The following is a 15,083-nucleotide window of genomic DNA, read 5'->3' as shown; positions in this document are numbered from 1 at the left end:
GGGTCAAGAGGATTTCTGATGCAGATAGGTGAGCTGGCCCGAACGACCTCGACGAAGGTCGAGACTATCCGCTTCTATGAAAAAATCGGCCTGCTTCCAGAGCCGGGCCGAACCTCGGCGAATTATCGCGACTATGGTGCCGCTCACCTGGCGCGGCTTTCCTTTATTCGCAGGGCACGCGATCTCGGTTTCACCCTCGACCAGGTGCGCGAGCTGCTCACCTTGTCTGACGATCGTAACCGGTCATGCGCCGCCGTCGATACCGTCGCCCGCGCCCATCTCGCGCACATCGACCAGAAGATCGCCGATCTTCGCGCGCTACGCCGGGAGCTCGACGAGTTGATCGGCCAGTGCAGCCAGGGTGCGATATCCGAATGCCGGATTATCGAGGCCCTCGGTCCGTCCGCTCAGCGCGGGCATTGACCCTGTAGCTACTAGAGGGTGCAGAATTCCGCTGCGACTCGCTGCGGAGACAATCGATGAGCGACTGTGGATGCGAAACGGACACCGCCCGCGCCGGAACAGATCCCGGCTACAAGCGTGCCTTGTGGATCGTCGTAATCCTCAATCTGGGATTTGGAATCTGCGAGCTTGTGGGCGGCTTTGTCGCAGGCTCCCAAGCTCTCAAGGCGGATTCGCTGGACTTCATCGGCGACGGATCCATCACCTTGGTGGGCCTTGTCGCGCTTGGCTGGTCTGCCGTGGCCAGGAGCCGGACCGCACTCATTCAGGGCCTGTTCCTCGCCACTCTTGGGCTCGGCGTGATCGCATCGGCGCTTTGGCGCATATTCAACGCCGTGCCGCCCGAGGCCGATCTGATGGGCGCGCTTGGCATTATTGCGCTCACCGTCAATGTGTCTGCCGCGCTGGTCCTCGCCCGTTTCCGCGATCAGGGCGATGCCACCTCGCGGGCAATCTGGCTGTTCTCGCGCAATGATGCACTGGCCAATGTCGCGGTCATCGCGGCGGCGGCGTTGGTGGCGTGGACCGGGCAGGCATGGCCCGATCTGCTCGTCGCGGGAGTTATCGCGCTGCTCTTCTTGCACTCCGCCTATGACATCATCCGCGATGCCCGCAAGGAGCTGACGGAGCATGGCAGGCGGGTCGTGCAGTGAACGCGCGTGCTTACACCCCGCCGCTCGGAAAGGACAGCACTGCGGACTACGACCGCGCGATCCGGCTTTGGACGCGCGAGACGCTCTGGCGCCGGGCAATGCTCGAGGAATTGGCAGCCCGGCCGGGCGAGACAATTCTCGACGTCGGCTGCGGCACTGGCAGCTTCGCTGTCATGCTCAAGGCTTCCCAGCCCGCTGTGCGCGTGATCGGTATCGATCCCGATGAAGAGGCGCTGACCATTGCGCGCGCAAAGGCGGATGTTGCGGTCCTGAACGTTGAGTGGGAGCAGGGCTTCGCCCGCGATCTCGGCGTCAGAGGGGCCGATGCGATCGTGTCGAGCCTGATGTTCCACCAAGTCCCGATGACGGAGAAGCGGGCCGGCCTGAGCGCAATGTTTGCGGCAGTGCGACCCGGCGGACGGATTGTTATTGCCGATTATGGCCGGCAAAAAGGGTTGATGCGGGTGCTGTTCCGCCTGACTATTCAGCGGCTCGACGGTGTCGCCGATACCCAGCCCAATGCGGATGGGATCCTGCCCGAATTGGTCAAAGCTGCGGGCTTTCGCAAGGTGCGCGACGTCGCACGCTTCGACACGGTTACCGGCACCATCGGCCTTATCGTGGCGAGTCGGCCTGACTGAGGCGAGAACGATGGATTTGGCGGAAGAACAGCGGCAAATCCGGAAACGGTCGGCGCTGGCGCTCCTGCCTTGCGCGGCGGTTTCGACCGGGAGCGTGCTGCTTCTTCCAGAGGTTATGTCCTTTCCGGAAGCGCTTGCCGAGCGTCTCGCCTTCGCAATCCAAACCAGCAGCATCCATTTCCTGCTCGTGCTGGTGGCGGTGCGGCTTGTTTCGAGCGGACGCTATCGTTCGGAGGCCGATATTGGCGGGGCCGCCAAGAGCGCGCCCAGCCCGGCGCTCGCGATCAAGGTCGCATTCCTGCAAAATACGCTCGAGCAGTCATTCTTGGGCGTCGGTGCCCATTTGCTCCTTGGTTCGATCGCGGAGGGCCGATGGCTGGGACTGTTGATTGCCTCGCCTGTGCTTTTCGCCATCGGCCGCGTGAGTTTCTATCGCTGTTATTCCAGGGGCGCTGGCGCCCGCGCCTTCGGGATGGCGACGACCGCGCTGGCTACGCTCACCTGCTATTCGGTCGCCGCTGTGTTGATCGCCGCTCGGCTATTTGGCGGGTGATGCTTGCGATGCGGCCGCCGCCGAACTGCGACCGCTGAACCAGAAGCCGGCGGCAAGCACTACGATGGCGGTGACCTGCGCGAGCACGCTCTCCCTGGTCGGAAAGAGACCCAGAATCTCGATACGTGGCACGTCCACCAGCGGCCTCACGCCGAGGATACCGGCCTCCTGCAAACCGGCGATACCCTTGCCGGCGAGCACGACGGCCAGGATCGCGATCAGGACCGAGCTCCAGGAGAAGAACTGGGTGATCGGCAGGCGAGCGCTGTAACGCAACATTATCCACGCGACGAGCGCAAGCAGACCCGCTGCGGCGCCTGCGCCCGCGAGCATCGCTGCGCCATTTCCCTCGGCCCAGAGAGCCGCATAGAACAGGATCGTTTCGAAGACTTCCCGGTAGACGACGACGAACGATAGCAGGAACAAGAACCAGCCCGAGCGGCGGGAAAGGGCGGCGCTGACCTTCGCCTTCACATAGCGTTGCCATGCCTCGGCATTGCTCTTACCATGCATCCAGATACCGACGCTGAGCAGGATTATTGCAGCGAAGAGGGAACCGAAGCCCTCGGTAAGTTCCCGCGATGCGCCGCTCACGGTGATGAAGTAGGTTGCCGCGAACCAGGTCGCGACACCGGCTGCGAGGGCTACCGCCCATCCGCCGTGAACATAGCCGAGGACGTCCGGTCGATCAGTTTTCTTCAGAAAGGCGATCATCGCAACCACGATCAGAAGCGCTTCGAGCCCCTCGCGCAACAATACGCCGAACGCCCCCAGGAAGCTGGATGCTCCACTTGCCCGTTCCGGCGCCAGCGCGGCCTCGGCCTCAGCAAACAGGTTGGCCAGTGAACGGTTCGCCGCTTCCACCTCGGCCGTAGGGCGCCCTTGCCCGATGGCCGCACGAAGCTGCGCCATCCCTGTCTCGATCCGCGCCATGAGCGCAGCGTCGCGTGCGGACAACACCGGCTCAACCGGCTCGAAGCCGTCGAGATAGGCCGAAAGAGCCAATTCGGCTGCGGCTTTGCGATCGCCGGCCCGATAGGCGGTCAAGCTTTCGGCCAGGCGTTCACGCGTAAGCGCAAGCGAGCCGTCGGGACGAGCGGTGACGGCATCCGGATGTCGGCGCAGAAAGGCCGTGAGCATCGCAGCGTTTTTGGGGCCGAGGTCGCGGGCCAAGGCGGCCGGCGTCGTCCCGACCAGAGCCGCCAGATTGGGATATTTTGAACGCATATCGGCGCGCTCCCGCCAAAGACGCTCGCCTTCGCTGGCGGCAGCGTCAGGATAGGCGAAATGGCCGGCATAGAATGCCAGGGCCCAGCGGTCCGCTTCCGGTAGCGCCTCGAAGCTCTGCATGGCGGTGCCGTCCAGACCCTGGCTGATGACCTGGTAGAGACCGAAGAGGCTGCGCTGGTCGGCACGTTCCTTGTCGGTGAAGGCGATGGGTGGCGGGTCGAGCTTGGCCGCATCGCGCCCGCGCCCGTCGCCGTTCATGCCATGACAGCTCGCGCAATTTTCGGCGTACAGCTTAGCGGCCCGGTTTAGATCGGGGGGAGTGCCCGGTGCGAGCGGCACCGGATAGGCCGCCAGGAGTGCCGAGGCGAGAAGATGCGATTGCTCGGCGACGACCGCGGGTGCTGATTTCGCGGCGATCGCGCTTCGCAGTGTGGCCGATCGGCGGAGAAGGTCTTCCTTCGCCGGCTTTTCTGGCAGGGCCTTGAGTCGTGTCTCGACCTGTGCCGCGAACTCGGTCATCTCGCCATATTCGGCCGAGCTTGTCACTTTCCCGTCCGCGACAGCCCCGGCGTAATCCACCCCGATATAATCGAGCAGCCGCCAGCTGGTCTGAACGTCCGCATCGCTCGCCAAGGCTCGTCCTGGGAGCGAGATCATCATTAGGGTTGCGAACGCCAGCGCAATGAGATGCGCTGTCCGGCGCCATCTGAGGGGAAGAACGACGGAAATGGCGGCAGGCGAGCGAGGATACATTTGCGAGTCTCTGATAAGAATTGTTCGCAACTTGCACCCTGTAGTAGCTAGAGGGTCAAGTGGTATCAACGGGCGCGGCAGCGCGCCCAACACCCCGGCATGCTTGGTCGTTCATGAGCGTGATCCGACGGCGCGCGCAATGAAGCTCGAGGTTCCATCGGGGCAGCCAGCAAGGGCAACAAAGCTGGAATTGGTAAGGGGTAGCTGCGTCGCGCATGATCTTGGCTCTGTATGACGTGAGCTTACGTCGTTGGCTGAGTCTCGGCCCAATTATGGTCTTGGGAAACTTGACTCAATTCAGCATCAGGCAGAGAATGCGGACATGAGACGAGCGCACAAATTTGCGCTGATCTTAGGCGTCCTTCTCGGCCTGTTTGGACAGATAGCCACAGTTGCCGCAGATCCCGCTGTGGCAACCGCCATAAGCGCGAACGCGGCAGCAACGATGCCCATGGACTGTGTCGGGATGACGCAGGACGATGGCGAGAAACCACTCCCCTGTCAGCGGATGACGCTCGCTTGCCTGGCAGGCATGGGGTGTCTCCCTTTATATGCGCTCGAGAGCCGGGGACCCCTAGCGGCTGAAATAGTGAGCGCGGATGTTCTTGTCGTCTTTCCATCTTATCCGGCGCTACACGGACGGTCGGCTCCGCCGGAACAGCATCCACCCGACACCTTGGCCTGACAACTCGCCAGGCGAACCCTCCCAAGCGCTGGACGGCCATAGGCTGCCCAGCCCCTCGGAGCCAGTTTGCCCACGGCACCTTCAGTCCGAGGAGAGAAATCATGAAGACCTTGATATTCACCGCCGCCGCGGCCGCATTCACAGTGCTCGTCGCCGCCCCGGTTCCGGCATTGGCACAGGCTGATGTCGAGAAACCGGCCACCGTCAAATGCGAGTGGCAACCCCAAGCTCCTGGTCCGCGTGCACAGTTGAGTGCGAGGGTCTGCAAGAAGGTTGGCGACCAACGCGACCAGTGGACTGGCAAAGGCGGACCGGAATGCGATCCGGCCTATACCGGCAAGACCGGTCGCTACGTGTGGCGGATGCGGCCGCAATATGGTCCGCGCGCGCCGTTGCAGGGACCGGTCCGCGTTTGGGTCGACGGGAGCGATGTCTGCTGAGGCCGTGAAGTGATGGCGAGGGGCTAACTTGCCCTCGCCATCGATCATGGATCTGACGAAACATTTGCCTGTCCCAACTGTCGGAACTCATCGGGAGGCGCTTCCACAGTGCCTCCCGAAGCCCTCATCGAATTACTTGTTGCTGATGCTGGTGACCTCGCCGGCATTGCCGTCGAGCTTCAGCTCGAAATTCACCTGATCGCCGACTTTCAGGCTGTCGATCATGGTCGCAGCGATGCCGCTCATGACCTCCACGCGGGGGCCGGAACCGAAGAGTATGGAGTTCGGCGTACAGAAGGCGTCGCCCAGGCGGAATTTAGCGAGCCGCAGACAATGTATTGATCAGTGGGCACCCGACATGATCGCCGGAACTGCAGGCCCGCACGGTGTCGGCAAGGACCCGCTCCATGCGCTTCAGATCCGCGATCCGCGCGCGAACCTGCGTCAGATGCAAGGTCGCGATTTCGCGGGCATCGTCACATGAGATGTCATTGGCGGTCGCAATGCCGAGCAGCGTGCGAACCTCGTCCAGCGTGAAGCCCAGTTCCCGCGCGCGCCGAACGAAATGCAGCCGCGCCACGTCCGCGGGGCCGAAGCTCCGATACCGGCCCCGCCGCGCCGCCTCGGGCAGGAGCCCGATCCGCTCATAATAGCGGATCGTCTCAATGTTGCAGCGTGTGCGCCGCGACAGTTCCCCGATTGCGATAATCTCCGATGTCGTCATCTTCTGCTCAAAATTGGGGGTTGAGTCTGTAGCGGCTACAGACGGTAGGATGCGATTCCGTTGATCACAAGGAGTCGCCCATCATGTCCGAACCGCCTGAACTGCGCCGTTCTTTGGGAGCGGAGGGCGCTGCTGTTCTCACGGTCGGCGGAATCGCGGCCGCCTTCGCCGTGGCATCCTGCTGCGCGCTGCCCATATTGCTCACCACCGCCGGCTTGGGTGCCGGATGGCTCGGCGGCATTGCCTTGGCGGCCAGCCCGTATCGGATGCTCCTGCTGTGCTTGAGCGCGCTCTTCCTGATCGGCGGCGCGATCATGCTCTGGCGGCAGCAGCGCGTGGCGATGACCTGCGCATCCGAGGGCGTCTGCACACCGCCTGCTGTGCGCGCGGTCCTTTTCATCGGCTTGCTGCTGGGCGTGACGTTGTTCTGGCTTGGCTATTCCTATGTCTGAGCGCGTTTTCGTTCCTCAATCGGTCCTCACCTGTCCGCTGTGCGGCACGACGAAGACGGAGACGATGCCGACGAACGCCTGCCAGTTTTTCTATGATTGCACCGGTTGCGGAGCGGTCTTGCGGCCGAAGACCGGCGATTGCTGCGTATTCTGCTCCTACGGGACCGTGCCGTGCCCGCCGATCCAACTCGCCGGGCCGGACGCCTCCTGCTGCACCTGACGATCGTTGGCCATGGCGGGCCGCCGGCATTCCGGCGACCCGCCCGGAGCAGGTCTGGAATCGACTACTGCTTTGTGATCGCGGTCACCTCGCCGGCATTGCCGTCGAGCTTCAGCTCGAAATTCACCTCATCGCCCACTTTCACGCTGTCGATGAGCGCCGGCGCGGCCTTGAATGCCATCGTCATAGCCGGCCAGTTGGCCTCGGCGATCGGGCCATGGTCGAGCGTGATCGTTCCGGCGGCCTTGTCGACGGCCGTCACTTTGCCGGTGCCCTTGGCCATCTTTGCTGTAGGGGACATCGCCATATTGCCCATGTCGCCCGCCATCGCGTTGGTTTCGGTAGCCGCCGGTGCCGCCGTATTCGTCGCTGCCGCCTCATTGGTCTCGGTCTTCGAGCCACATGCAGCAAGGGCAGCGGTCAGGGCCAGGACGGACAGAGCGTGAACTTTCATTGCAGGTTCCTTTCGTGGTGCTTCATTGGGATCGAGGGTTGAGAAGACCGCTGCCTCAGAAGCAGATAGGCGGCGGGGATGACGAACATCGAGAGAAGCGGCGCGGTCAGCATGCCGCCGACCATGGGTGCGGCAATCCGGCTCATGACTTCCGAGCCGGCGCCGGAGCCGACGAGGATCGGCAAAAGCCCCGCGATAATGACGGCGACGGTCATCGCCTTGGGCCGGACCCTGAGCAGCGCGCCTTCGCGCACCGCTTCTGCAATATCTTCGTGCGACGGCCTCTCGCCCCGCGCCTCGAGGGCATCCCTGAGATAGATCAGCATCACGACGCCGAACTCGGCGGCGACGCCGGCAAGCGCAATGAACCCGACGCCGGTCGCGACCGACTGGTGATAGCCGAGCAGGTAGAGGATCCAGAAACCGCCGGTGAGCGCGAAGGGGAGTGTGCCCATGATGAGCACTGCCTCGTCGAGCCGCCGGAAGATGAGGTACAGCAGCAGGAAGATGATCGCGAGCGTCGCCGGCACGACGATCTTCAGCCGGTCGATCGCGCGCGCGAGATATTCGAACTGGCCCGAATAGGCGAGGCTGACACCCGACGAGAGCTTGACCTCGCGGGCCACCGCAGTCTGCAGATCATCGACCACCGAGGCGAGATCGCGTCCCCGGACGTCGACATAGACCCAGGTCGATGGCCGTCCGTTCTCGGTCTTCAGCATCGGCGGTCCGTCGCTGATCGCGATCTGCGCGACGCTGCCCAGCGTGATCTGCTGGCCCGATGGCGTGAGCACCGGAAGAGCGCGCAGTGCGTCCGGACTGTCGCGCAACTCGCGCGGGTAGCGGACATTGATGGGATAGCGCGCCAGCCCCTCGACGGTTTGGCCGACATTCTCGCCGCCGATCGCGCCCGCGACGATCGCCTGGACATCGGAGATGTTGAGGCCATATCGCGCGGCGGCGATCCGATCGATCTGCACATCGACATAACGCCCGCCTGTCAGCCGCTCGGCGAGTGCGGAGCTCACTCCGGGCACTCCCTTCGCGACCCGTTCCACCTCGCGCGCGATATGGTCGATGGCGGCAAGATCCGACCCAGAGACCTTGACCCCGATCGGGCTCTTGATGCCGGTCGCCAGCATGTCGATCCGGTTGCGGATGGGCGGCACCCAGATGTTGGCGAGGCCGGGTACTTTCACGGTGCGGTCGAGCTCCTCGACCAGCTTCTCCGGAGTCATGCCGGGCCGCCATTGCTCGCGCGGCTTGAAGCGGATCGTCGTCTCGAACATCTCGAGCGGGGCGGGGTCGGTCGCGCTCTCCGCGCGCCCCGCTTTCCCGAACACGCTCTGGACCTCAGGCACCGACTTGATCATGCGATCGGTCTGCTGGAGCAGCTCCGAGGCCTTGGCGGCAGAGAGCCCCGGCAGCGCCGAGGGCATGTAGAGAAGATCGCCCTCGTTCATCGCCGGCAGGAATTCGCCGCCGAGCCGGGACAGCGGCCAAGCGGTCGTCAGGAAGACCAGCCCCGCGAGGACGAGGGTCGCCTTGGGTTTCTTCAACACCCAGTCGATGGCGGGACGATAGGCCCGCGTCAGCGCGCGGTTGACCGGATTGGCCTGCTCGGAAGGAATCTTGCCCCGGATGAGCCAGCCCATCAGCACCGGAACCAGCGTCACGGACAGGATCGCCGCGGCCGCCATGGTGTAGGTCTTGGTGAACGCGAGCGGCGCGAAGAGACGCCCTTCCTGTGCTTCCAAAGTGAAGACGGGCACGAAGGACAGGGTGATGATGAGGAGCGAGAAGAAGAGCGCGGGACCCACCTCGCGCGCCGCGTCGGTGATCACCGTCCAGCGCGCCCCCCCGGCCAGCTCTTCACCGGGATGATCATGCTCCCATTGCTCGATCCGCTTGTGGGCGTTCTCGATCATCACGATCGCGGCGTCGACCATGGCGCCGATCGCGATCGCGATCCCGCCCAAGGACATGATGTTGGCGTTGACGCCCTGGAAATGCATCACGATGAAGGCGGCGAGGACGCCAAGCGGCAGCGTGACGATCGCGACAAGCGCCGAGCGCACGTGCCAGAGGAACAGCGCGCAGACGATCGCCACAACCACGAACTCTTCGGCAAGTTTGTGCGTGAGGTTCTCAATCGCGGCATCGATGAGGTGCGAGCGGTCATAGGTCGGCACGATCGCGACGCCGCGCGGCAGGCTCTTCTTTAAGAGCTCGAGCTTGTCCTGCACCGCCTGGATAGTGGCACGTGCGTCTGATCCCGAACGCAGGATGACGACTCCGCCCGCCACTTCGCCGTCGCCGTCGAGCTCGGCGATACCGCGGCGCATTTCGGGGCCAAGCTGGATGGTCGCGACGTCGCCGAGCGTTACCGGCACGCCGCCGGCCGCAGTGCGCAGCGGTATGGCGCGAAAATCGTCGAGCGACTGCAGATAGCCCGAAGCGCGCACCATATACTCGGCCTCGCCGAGTTCGAGGACCGAGCCGCCGGTCTCCTGATTGGCCTGCCCGATCGCCTCAACGGCTTGGCGGTGTGTGATACCGTAACCGGCGAGTTTCACCGGATCGAGCACGACCTGATATTGCTTGACCATGCCGCCGATGCTGGCGACTTCGGCCACCCCAGGCAGGCTCTTGAGCTCGTAGCGGAGGAACCAGTCCTGGAGCGACCGCAGCTGCGCGAGGTCGTGTCCGCCGGTCCGATCGACCAGCGCATATTGATAGACCCACCCCACCCCGGTGGCGTCGGGGCCGATCGCGCTGCGTGCGGTGTCAGGCAAGCGGCCCTGGACCTGGTTGAGATATTCAAGGACGCGCGAGCGCGCCCAATAGAGGTCGGTCCCATCGGCGAAAATGACATAGACGAAGCTGTCGCCGAAGAAGGAATAGCCGCGCACGGTCTTCGCCCCGGGCACCGACAGCATCGTCGTCGCGAGCGGGTAGGTGATCTGATTTTCGACGATCTGGGGGGCTTGGCCCGGATAGCTCGTGCGGATGATGACCTGGGTGTCGCTGAGGTCGGGCAGCGCGTCGATCGGCGTGCTGCGCAAGGCAAGGAGTCCGCCGAGGACGAGCGCCAGGGCGCCGAGTACCACGAACAGGCGATTGTTGGCCGACCAGTCGATGAGACGGCCGATCATCGCGCCGCCTCGCGGCTCAGCGTGCGAACGACCGGGCCTTCCGCCGCCTGGTCGAAGCTGAAGACGACGCGGTCGCCCTTCTTGAGCCCGCGCGCGAGCGCCGGGATCCCCAGCTTGAACGTCATCGTCATGGCGGGCCATTTGAGCGCGGGGACAGGGGCGTGACTGAGGGTAATCCTGTCGCCCGCGATGCTCTCGATCCGGCCGTTGGAGCGATAGGCGCCGGTCGATGGCGCTTCCGGCCGCGGAGTTGGGGCTGCCCCGCCGATCGGGCGCGCCTCGATGCCCGAGAGACTGGCCTCGGAGTCGATCAGGAACTGGCCCGATGCGACGATCTTCTCCCCCTCGGCGAGGCCGGCAAGGATTTCGGTCTGGCCTCCCGACTCGGCGCCGGTCTGCACCTCGGCGGGCCGATAGCGCCCTTGCGCCAGAGCCAGCATGACCAGCGCGCGCTTGCCAGTGAGGATGACCGCCTCCGAGGGGACGAGCAGTGCCGGCCGCGCAGCGCCGCCGAGATCGACCGAGGCGAACATGCCGGGGCGCAGGCGTCCGCCTCGATTGGGAAGTTCGATCCGCACGGTGAGCGTCCGGCTTTCGGCGGCGACGCTCGGGAGAATGGCCGCGATGCGGCCGGTAAAACGCTCGCCCGGATAGGCGGCGAGGGTCGCGGTTGTGCTCTGGCCCGGGCGCAGCCTGCCGGCCATCGCCTCCGGCGCCGCGGCATTCAGCCATACCGTGCCGAGGCCATTGACCTCGGCGAGCGTCTGACCGCTCGCGACCGTCATCCCGGCCCGGACGCCGAGCGTCTTGATGGTGCCGCCGGTCGGCGCCGAGATCGTCACCACATTATGCGGCCGCCCGGTTCGTTCGACCGCAGCGACCGTTCCTGCGGGCATGCCCAGCAGCAGGAGTCGTTGACGGGCGGCGCGGCTGAGGCCTGCATCGCCGATCCGCCGCACCGCCAGATACTCTGCCTGCGCGCCCGCCCATTCCGGCACCAGAATATCGGCGAGCGGGGCGCCCGCCCCGATCACATCGCCCGGCGCGCGCGCATAGACACGGTTAACGAAGCCTCCGGTCCGCGCCTGGACGATGGCGATGTCGCGCTCGTTGAACTCGATCGTGCCAGTCGCCGTGAGGCTCGATCCCAGCGTGCCCGTTCGCGCCTCCGCGATGCGCAGGCCAAGCGATTGTGTGCGGCTTGGGTTGATCGCCACGCCGGTCTCGCCGCTCGCTGCTTCGTCGGCATATTTGGGGACAAGCTCCATATCCATGAACGGCGACTTGCCCGGCTTGTCGAAATGCTGGCTCGGGACCATCGGGTCGTACCAGTAGAGGATCTTGCGTCCGCTCTGCGCTGTTGCCCCAGGTGGAGATTCATGGCGCCAGTTCGCGAGGCCATAGCCGAGGCCACCCGCCGCGAGTGCGAGCGCTGCGGCGGCCATGCCCATCTGCGCGCGCGAGGTTGGGTCGAATTTCATTGGCTATTCCCCCCAAAGGTGAGGACGAGCCGCACGGCATCGCGTGCGACTTCGGCCTCCCTGTCGAGCAATTGAAGCTCGCTGTCGGCGAGCAGGGTTTGTGCTTCGATCACGTCGAGCAGTCCGGCGCGACCCGCCGCATAGCTTGCTGTCTCGAGCTCGGCCCGGTTGCGCGCGAGCGGCAGCAGCGTGTTGCGGGCGCGCATCCATTGCTCATGGTGCATGGCATGGTCGGCAAGGCCGGCTTCGAGATCGGCGAGAAGCGACCGGCGCATATCCTCCTGTTCGGCCAGCGCCGCGGCTGCGCTCGCTGCGCTGGCGGCGATCATCGGATCCTGCCGCCGTTTGGCAAAAAGGGGCAGGCTGATCGTGACGCCGGCCGAGACCATGTCGCCATAGCGGTCAGCCCGGCGCTGATAGGCGACGTCGAAGGCCCAGTCGGGACGCTTGTCTGCCCGGGCGATGGCCACGTCAGCCTCGGCCTGGGCGACCCGGGCATGGGCGGCGCCGAGATAGGGATGATTGGCTATCCCGGATTGCAGGGCCGTGGCATCGACGGTGAGCGTTGGGATGTCTCCGACTGCCTCCGGCGCTGGCTCGCCGGTCCAGCGCGAAAGGATCGCGCGTTGGCGTCCCACTGCAGCCGCGAGTTCGCTCCTGCGATCTTCCAGGACCGCGAGGGACTGTCGAACCTGCAGCGTCTGCGCGGGGCGCGCGGTGCCCGCGGCGACGCCACTCTTCGCCGCGGAGGGGAGGGGGGCAAGTCGCGAAAGAATGCCATCGAGGGCGGCGAGGCGGCGCTCCGCATAGGCGAGATCGATCCACGCCAACGCTGTCGCTACCTTGACCCGGCGGCTCTCGGATAAAAGCGTTGCTTCGGCGGCCTGGAGATCGGTTTGCGCCCGGCTCGTGCGGGCGTGGCGCTTGGCGGCGTTGGGGACCTCCTGCGAGACGCCCACGCGCGCCATCGTCATACTGTCTTCGACGAAACTCCCGGCCGGCGGGCCAGAGACCGGGAAATTGTCGATGCCGAGCCCGAGCTTGGGATCGGGAAGCTGCCCAGCGGCGGGCAGCGCCGATCGGCGCGCGTCCGCCTCCAGCGCTTTGGCGCGAAGCGAAGGGGCTTGGGCTTCGGCTCTGGCAAGCGCCTCCTCGAAGCGAAGCGGTCCTGCCAAAGCGGCTGTGGTCGGTAGCGCCAATAGCGGCAGGGCGAGGGCAAGGGTGCGCATGAACATCTCCCGTTCGGGAGTCCCCGGCGCGCGATCACAAAGCTGCCAACACGGCACCGACGCAGGGCTTGATGTCCCGCGCCGGCGCCGCGCGCCTGGCCTAGCTGTTTTGATCTGACGGCCGGGAACTCGAGCTTAGCCGGCCGACGGCTTGTCGCGGCCGCGATGCATGTTGCCCATGCACTCGTCGGCGCGCATCTTCATCATGTCGCAGTCGCAATTTGCCATCTGGGCATGATCCGCGACCCAGACGCGCTGCCGGACCGGGCCGGTTGTACGCGGGCCATATTGCGGCACCGATCGCCATTCATAATGGCCCTGGCTCGAGTCGTGCGACGCATCAGCCCAAGCAGGTGCGGCGACGCTGAAGGCGGCCGTCACGGCAGCCAGAATCATCTTCATGTTCATCACGAATATCCTTGTCTGAATTGAAAAAGGTCACGGCGCTGCGCGGAGGAGCGCAGGGGCCGGACACAATGGTCCAATCAGCCAAGAGTCGTGGGGGGATCCGGATCGGGCGCGAAAGACTTGCCGGTCAAGACGGTATCGGTCGGCCAAAAGCCCGTCGCCCCATAGACGCGAGCCGTGGCAATGTCGGTGGAAAGGTCGGCCGTGACCAATGGAATGACGCATCCCATGGCGGCGATGCAGTTGAGCGTGAGGCCCTTGCAGGGCTGTTTTTCAGGCGCGGGCTTCTGCTTGGCCATCATCGCCATGCAATCCGCGTCCATCGCCATCGCCTTTGGCGCGGCCATCGCCGTCGGCACACTTCGAGCCGCCGCCATCTGGGCTCCAAAGAGACCAAATAGCGCTCCGATGAGAAGCAGGGAGGCGAGAAAGCGTTTCACGACGAGTACTTCTAGCAAAAGCCCAACTCAGAACCAAATGAAGATTAGCCTTAATGGCGAGCGAAGATGCGCTGGCCTGAAGGTCCGAACGCAATCACGACATAGGGCTGCGCCTGCTGGCCGGGCACTTCCATGCCGGGTGAACCGATCGGCATCCCTGAAACCGCGAGGCCGCTGACACCACGGGGACGCTGCGCGAGAAGCCGCTTCATGTCGGCGACCGGCACATGTCCCTCAAAAACAAGCCCATCGATCACCGCGGTATGGCAGGAGGACAGCCGTGACGGGACGCCCCGCGCGCGCTGGAAAGCGGCGCGCGAGCGATCATCGACGATTCTGACAGGGCGCCCGAATTGCGCTCGCACCTGTTCGGCCCATTTCTCGCAGCAGCCGCAGCCCGGATCCCGGTGGATGAGGATGGGACTGGCGGCGACCGCGCCAGTGGCCATCATCATCGCCAAGCTTACAAGCGCGGACTTTATGGTGATAGCTCTCATCGTCGATTTCCCTCTGCCTTACTTGATCGGTTGCAGCGTATCTATCCCGGTGCTCTGGTCTGTCTGGGGGGGCGGCGGAGCGACTGACGCAGTCACTCGCTAGGAGCATGTCGGTGATTCGAAATGCTTCACAACCCCCTCGACCATGTTGACGACACACCATCTGGCGTAGAAGCCGCCCAGCAGCCAGCCTATCCATGCGAAAAGCCCGGAGGGCAGATCATAGTTAATAATGACCGTGAGCATCGTGTGACCATTGGTCTGCGCGATGGCGAAGCCCATGCGGTAGAGACCGATCACATAGAGCTTCGGTTGACCAATGGTTTCCCAGCTTTTGCGCATCGGCGGCTCGCGCTCGGTTACGACTTCCTGCAGCGTCAGATTGAGTCCGAACATGCGACCTGACATTCCGATTACCGCTCCGACAGCGCGCCCTTCCTTTTCGTCAAGGAACAAGTTCATCCGGCCGCCGGCCATCATTGTCGATGAACGCATCATGTGCGAAGTGAGGCGCTCGTGACTATCGACATAGGCAAAGACCTCATCAGGCGTCGCGTTGACTGCAGCCGCCTTCGAGAAATGATGCGCATATGATCTAGTGGCCAT

Annotated in this window: 18 protein-coding genes; 7 read left to right on the top strand and 11 right to left on the bottom strand. The window is 64.5% G+C overall.

From position 1 onward, the window contains the following. Positions 1 to 18: 18 nt before the first annotated feature. Genes OLX23_RS22835 through OLX23_RS22820 form a run of 4 tightly spaced genes read left to right on the top strand, consistent with a single transcriptional unit; the run spans position 19 to position 2,309 of the window. Entirely contained in the window at positions 19 to 423 is a 405-nt protein-coding gene (locus OLX23_RS22835) for a MerR family transcriptional regulator (RefSeq protein WP_056383946.1), read from the top strand. A 56-nt stretch (positions 424 to 479) separates the two neighbouring features. After that, positions 480 to 1,115 carry a cation diffusion facilitator family transporter gene (locus tag OLX23_RS22830; protein ID WP_056383944.1) on the top strand — a complete coding sequence of 212 codons (636 nt, stop codon included), beginning with the start codon at positions 480 to 482 and terminating at the stop codon, positions 1,113 to 1,115. Then, positions 1,112 to 1,756: a class I SAM-dependent methyltransferase gene (locus tag OLX23_RS22825; protein WP_089221187.1), complete on the top strand. Its 645-nt coding sequence runs from the start codon at positions 1,112 to 1,114 to the stop codon at positions 1,754 to 1,756. Before OLX23_RS22830 ends, OLX23_RS22825 begins: the two co-directional genes overlap by 4 nt. Positions 1,757 to 1,766: 10 nt before the next feature. After that, a complete protein-coding gene (locus OLX23_RS22820; RefSeq protein ID WP_056383940.1) occupies positions 1,767 to 2,309 on the top strand; it encodes an MAPEG family protein in 543 nt (180 codons plus the stop codon). Here the strand turns inward: OLX23_RS22820 and OLX23_RS22815 are convergent. Beyond that, positions 2,295 to 4,199 carry a cytochrome c/FTR1 family iron permease gene (locus OLX23_RS22815; protein WP_056383938.1) on the bottom strand — a complete coding sequence of 635 codons (1,905 nt, stop codon included), beginning with the start codon at positions 4,197 to 4,199 and terminating at the stop codon, positions 2,295 to 2,297. The two genes, OLX23_RS22820 and OLX23_RS22815, sit on opposite strands and share 15 nt — an antisense overlap. Before the next feature lie 879 nt (positions 4,200 to 5,078). Here OLX23_RS22815 and OLX23_RS22810 point away from each other — a divergent pair. After that, positions 5,079 to 5,417: a hypothetical protein gene (locus tag OLX23_RS22810; RefSeq protein ID WP_264447555.1), complete on the top strand. Its 339-nt coding sequence runs from the start codon at positions 5,079 to 5,081 to the stop codon at positions 5,415 to 5,417. Between the two features lie 132 nt (positions 5,418 to 5,549). On the opposite strand, the gene OLX23_RS22805 is transcribed toward OLX23_RS22810, so the two are convergent. Continuing rightward, the gene (locus OLX23_RS22805; RefSeq protein WP_022684336.1) at positions 5,550 to 5,663 is read right to left on the bottom strand and encodes a copper-binding protein; all 114 of its coding nucleotides are present in this window, start codon (positions 5,661 to 5,663) and stop codon (positions 5,550 to 5,552) included. Between the two features lie 70 nt (positions 5,664 to 5,733). Continuing rightward, positions 5,734 to 6,141: a MerR family transcriptional regulator gene (locus tag OLX23_RS22800; protein ID WP_056383936.1), complete on the bottom strand. Its 408-nt coding sequence runs from the start codon at positions 6,139 to 6,141 to the stop codon at positions 5,734 to 5,736. A gap of 83 nt (positions 6,142 to 6,224) precedes the next feature. On the opposite strand from OLX23_RS22800, the gene OLX23_RS22795 reads away from it, so the two are divergent. Both OLX23_RS22795 and OLX23_RS25780 read left to right on the top strand, forming a co-directional pair. Continuing rightward, positions 6,225 to 6,593, top strand: a complete 369-nt coding sequence (locus tag OLX23_RS22795) for a mercuric reductase (RefSeq protein WP_056383935.1) — start codon at positions 6,225 to 6,227, stop codon at positions 6,591 to 6,593. Continuing rightward, a complete protein-coding gene (locus tag OLX23_RS25780; RefSeq protein ID WP_082594896.1) occupies positions 6,586 to 6,813 on the top strand; it encodes a GDCCVxC domain-containing (seleno)protein in 228 nt (75 codons plus the stop codon). The genes OLX23_RS22795 and OLX23_RS25780 overlap by 8 nt, the downstream gene beginning before the upstream one ends. 64 nt (positions 6,814 to 6,877) lie before the next feature. Here the strand turns inward: OLX23_RS25780 and OLX23_RS22790 are convergent, their stop codons facing one another. From OLX23_RS22790 to OLX23_RS22755, 8 genes are all read right to left on the bottom strand, one after another. Then, positions 6,878 to 7,267 carry a copper-binding protein gene (locus OLX23_RS22790; protein WP_065847539.1) on the bottom strand — a complete coding sequence of 130 codons (390 nt, stop codon included), beginning with the start codon at positions 7,265 to 7,267 and terminating at the stop codon, positions 6,878 to 6,880. Beyond that, a complete protein-coding gene (locus tag OLX23_RS22785) occupies positions 7,264 to 10,422 on the bottom strand; it encodes an efflux RND transporter permease subunit (protein ID WP_264447552.1) in 3,159 nt (1,052 codons plus the stop codon). The genes OLX23_RS22790 and OLX23_RS22785 overlap by 4 nt, the downstream gene beginning before the upstream one ends. Continuing rightward, a complete protein-coding gene (locus OLX23_RS22780) occupies positions 10,419 to 11,903 on the bottom strand; it encodes an efflux RND transporter periplasmic adaptor subunit (RefSeq protein WP_264447551.1) in 1,485 nt (494 codons plus the stop codon). Before OLX23_RS22780 ends, OLX23_RS22785 begins: the two co-directional genes overlap by 4 nt. Continuing rightward, positions 11,900 to 13,132, bottom strand: coding sequence for a TolC family protein (locus tag OLX23_RS22775; protein WP_264447549.1), 1,233 nt, complete (start codon positions 13,130 to 13,132; stop codon positions 11,900 to 11,902). Before OLX23_RS22775 ends, OLX23_RS22780 begins: the two co-directional genes overlap by 4 nt. Positions 13,133 to 13,267: 135 nt before the next feature. Further along, positions 13,268 to 13,540 carry a hypothetical protein gene (locus OLX23_RS22770; RefSeq protein WP_264447548.1) on the bottom strand — a complete coding sequence of 91 codons (273 nt, stop codon included), beginning with the start codon at positions 13,538 to 13,540 and terminating at the stop codon, positions 13,268 to 13,270. Positions 13,541 to 13,617: 77 nt separating this feature from the next. Continuing rightward, on the bottom strand, positions 13,618 to 13,980 hold the full coding sequence (locus OLX23_RS22765; protein ID WP_264447547.1) for a hypothetical protein: 363 nt from the start codon (positions 13,978 to 13,980) through the stop codon (positions 13,618 to 13,620). A 50-nt stretch (positions 13,981 to 14,030) separates the two neighbouring features. Continuing rightward, positions 14,031 to 14,477: a DUF411 domain-containing protein gene (locus OLX23_RS22760; RefSeq protein ID WP_264447546.1), complete on the bottom strand. Its 447-nt coding sequence runs from the start codon at positions 14,475 to 14,477 to the stop codon at positions 14,031 to 14,033. 99 nt (positions 14,478 to 14,576) lie between these two features. Continuing rightward, positions 14,577 to 15,083, bottom strand: a complete 507-nt coding sequence (locus OLX23_RS22755; RefSeq protein ID WP_264447544.1) for an SRPBCC family protein — start codon at positions 15,081 to 15,083, stop codon at positions 14,577 to 14,579.

The organism is Novosphingobium sp. JCM 18896, from assembly GCF_025938095.1.
Lineage (GTDB): Bacteria > Pseudomonadota > Alphaproteobacteria > Sphingomonadales > Sphingomonadaceae > Novosphingobium.
The sequence above is the reverse complement of the archived record's forward strand: the minus strand, read 5'-3'. Positions and strand labels throughout refer to the sequence as shown.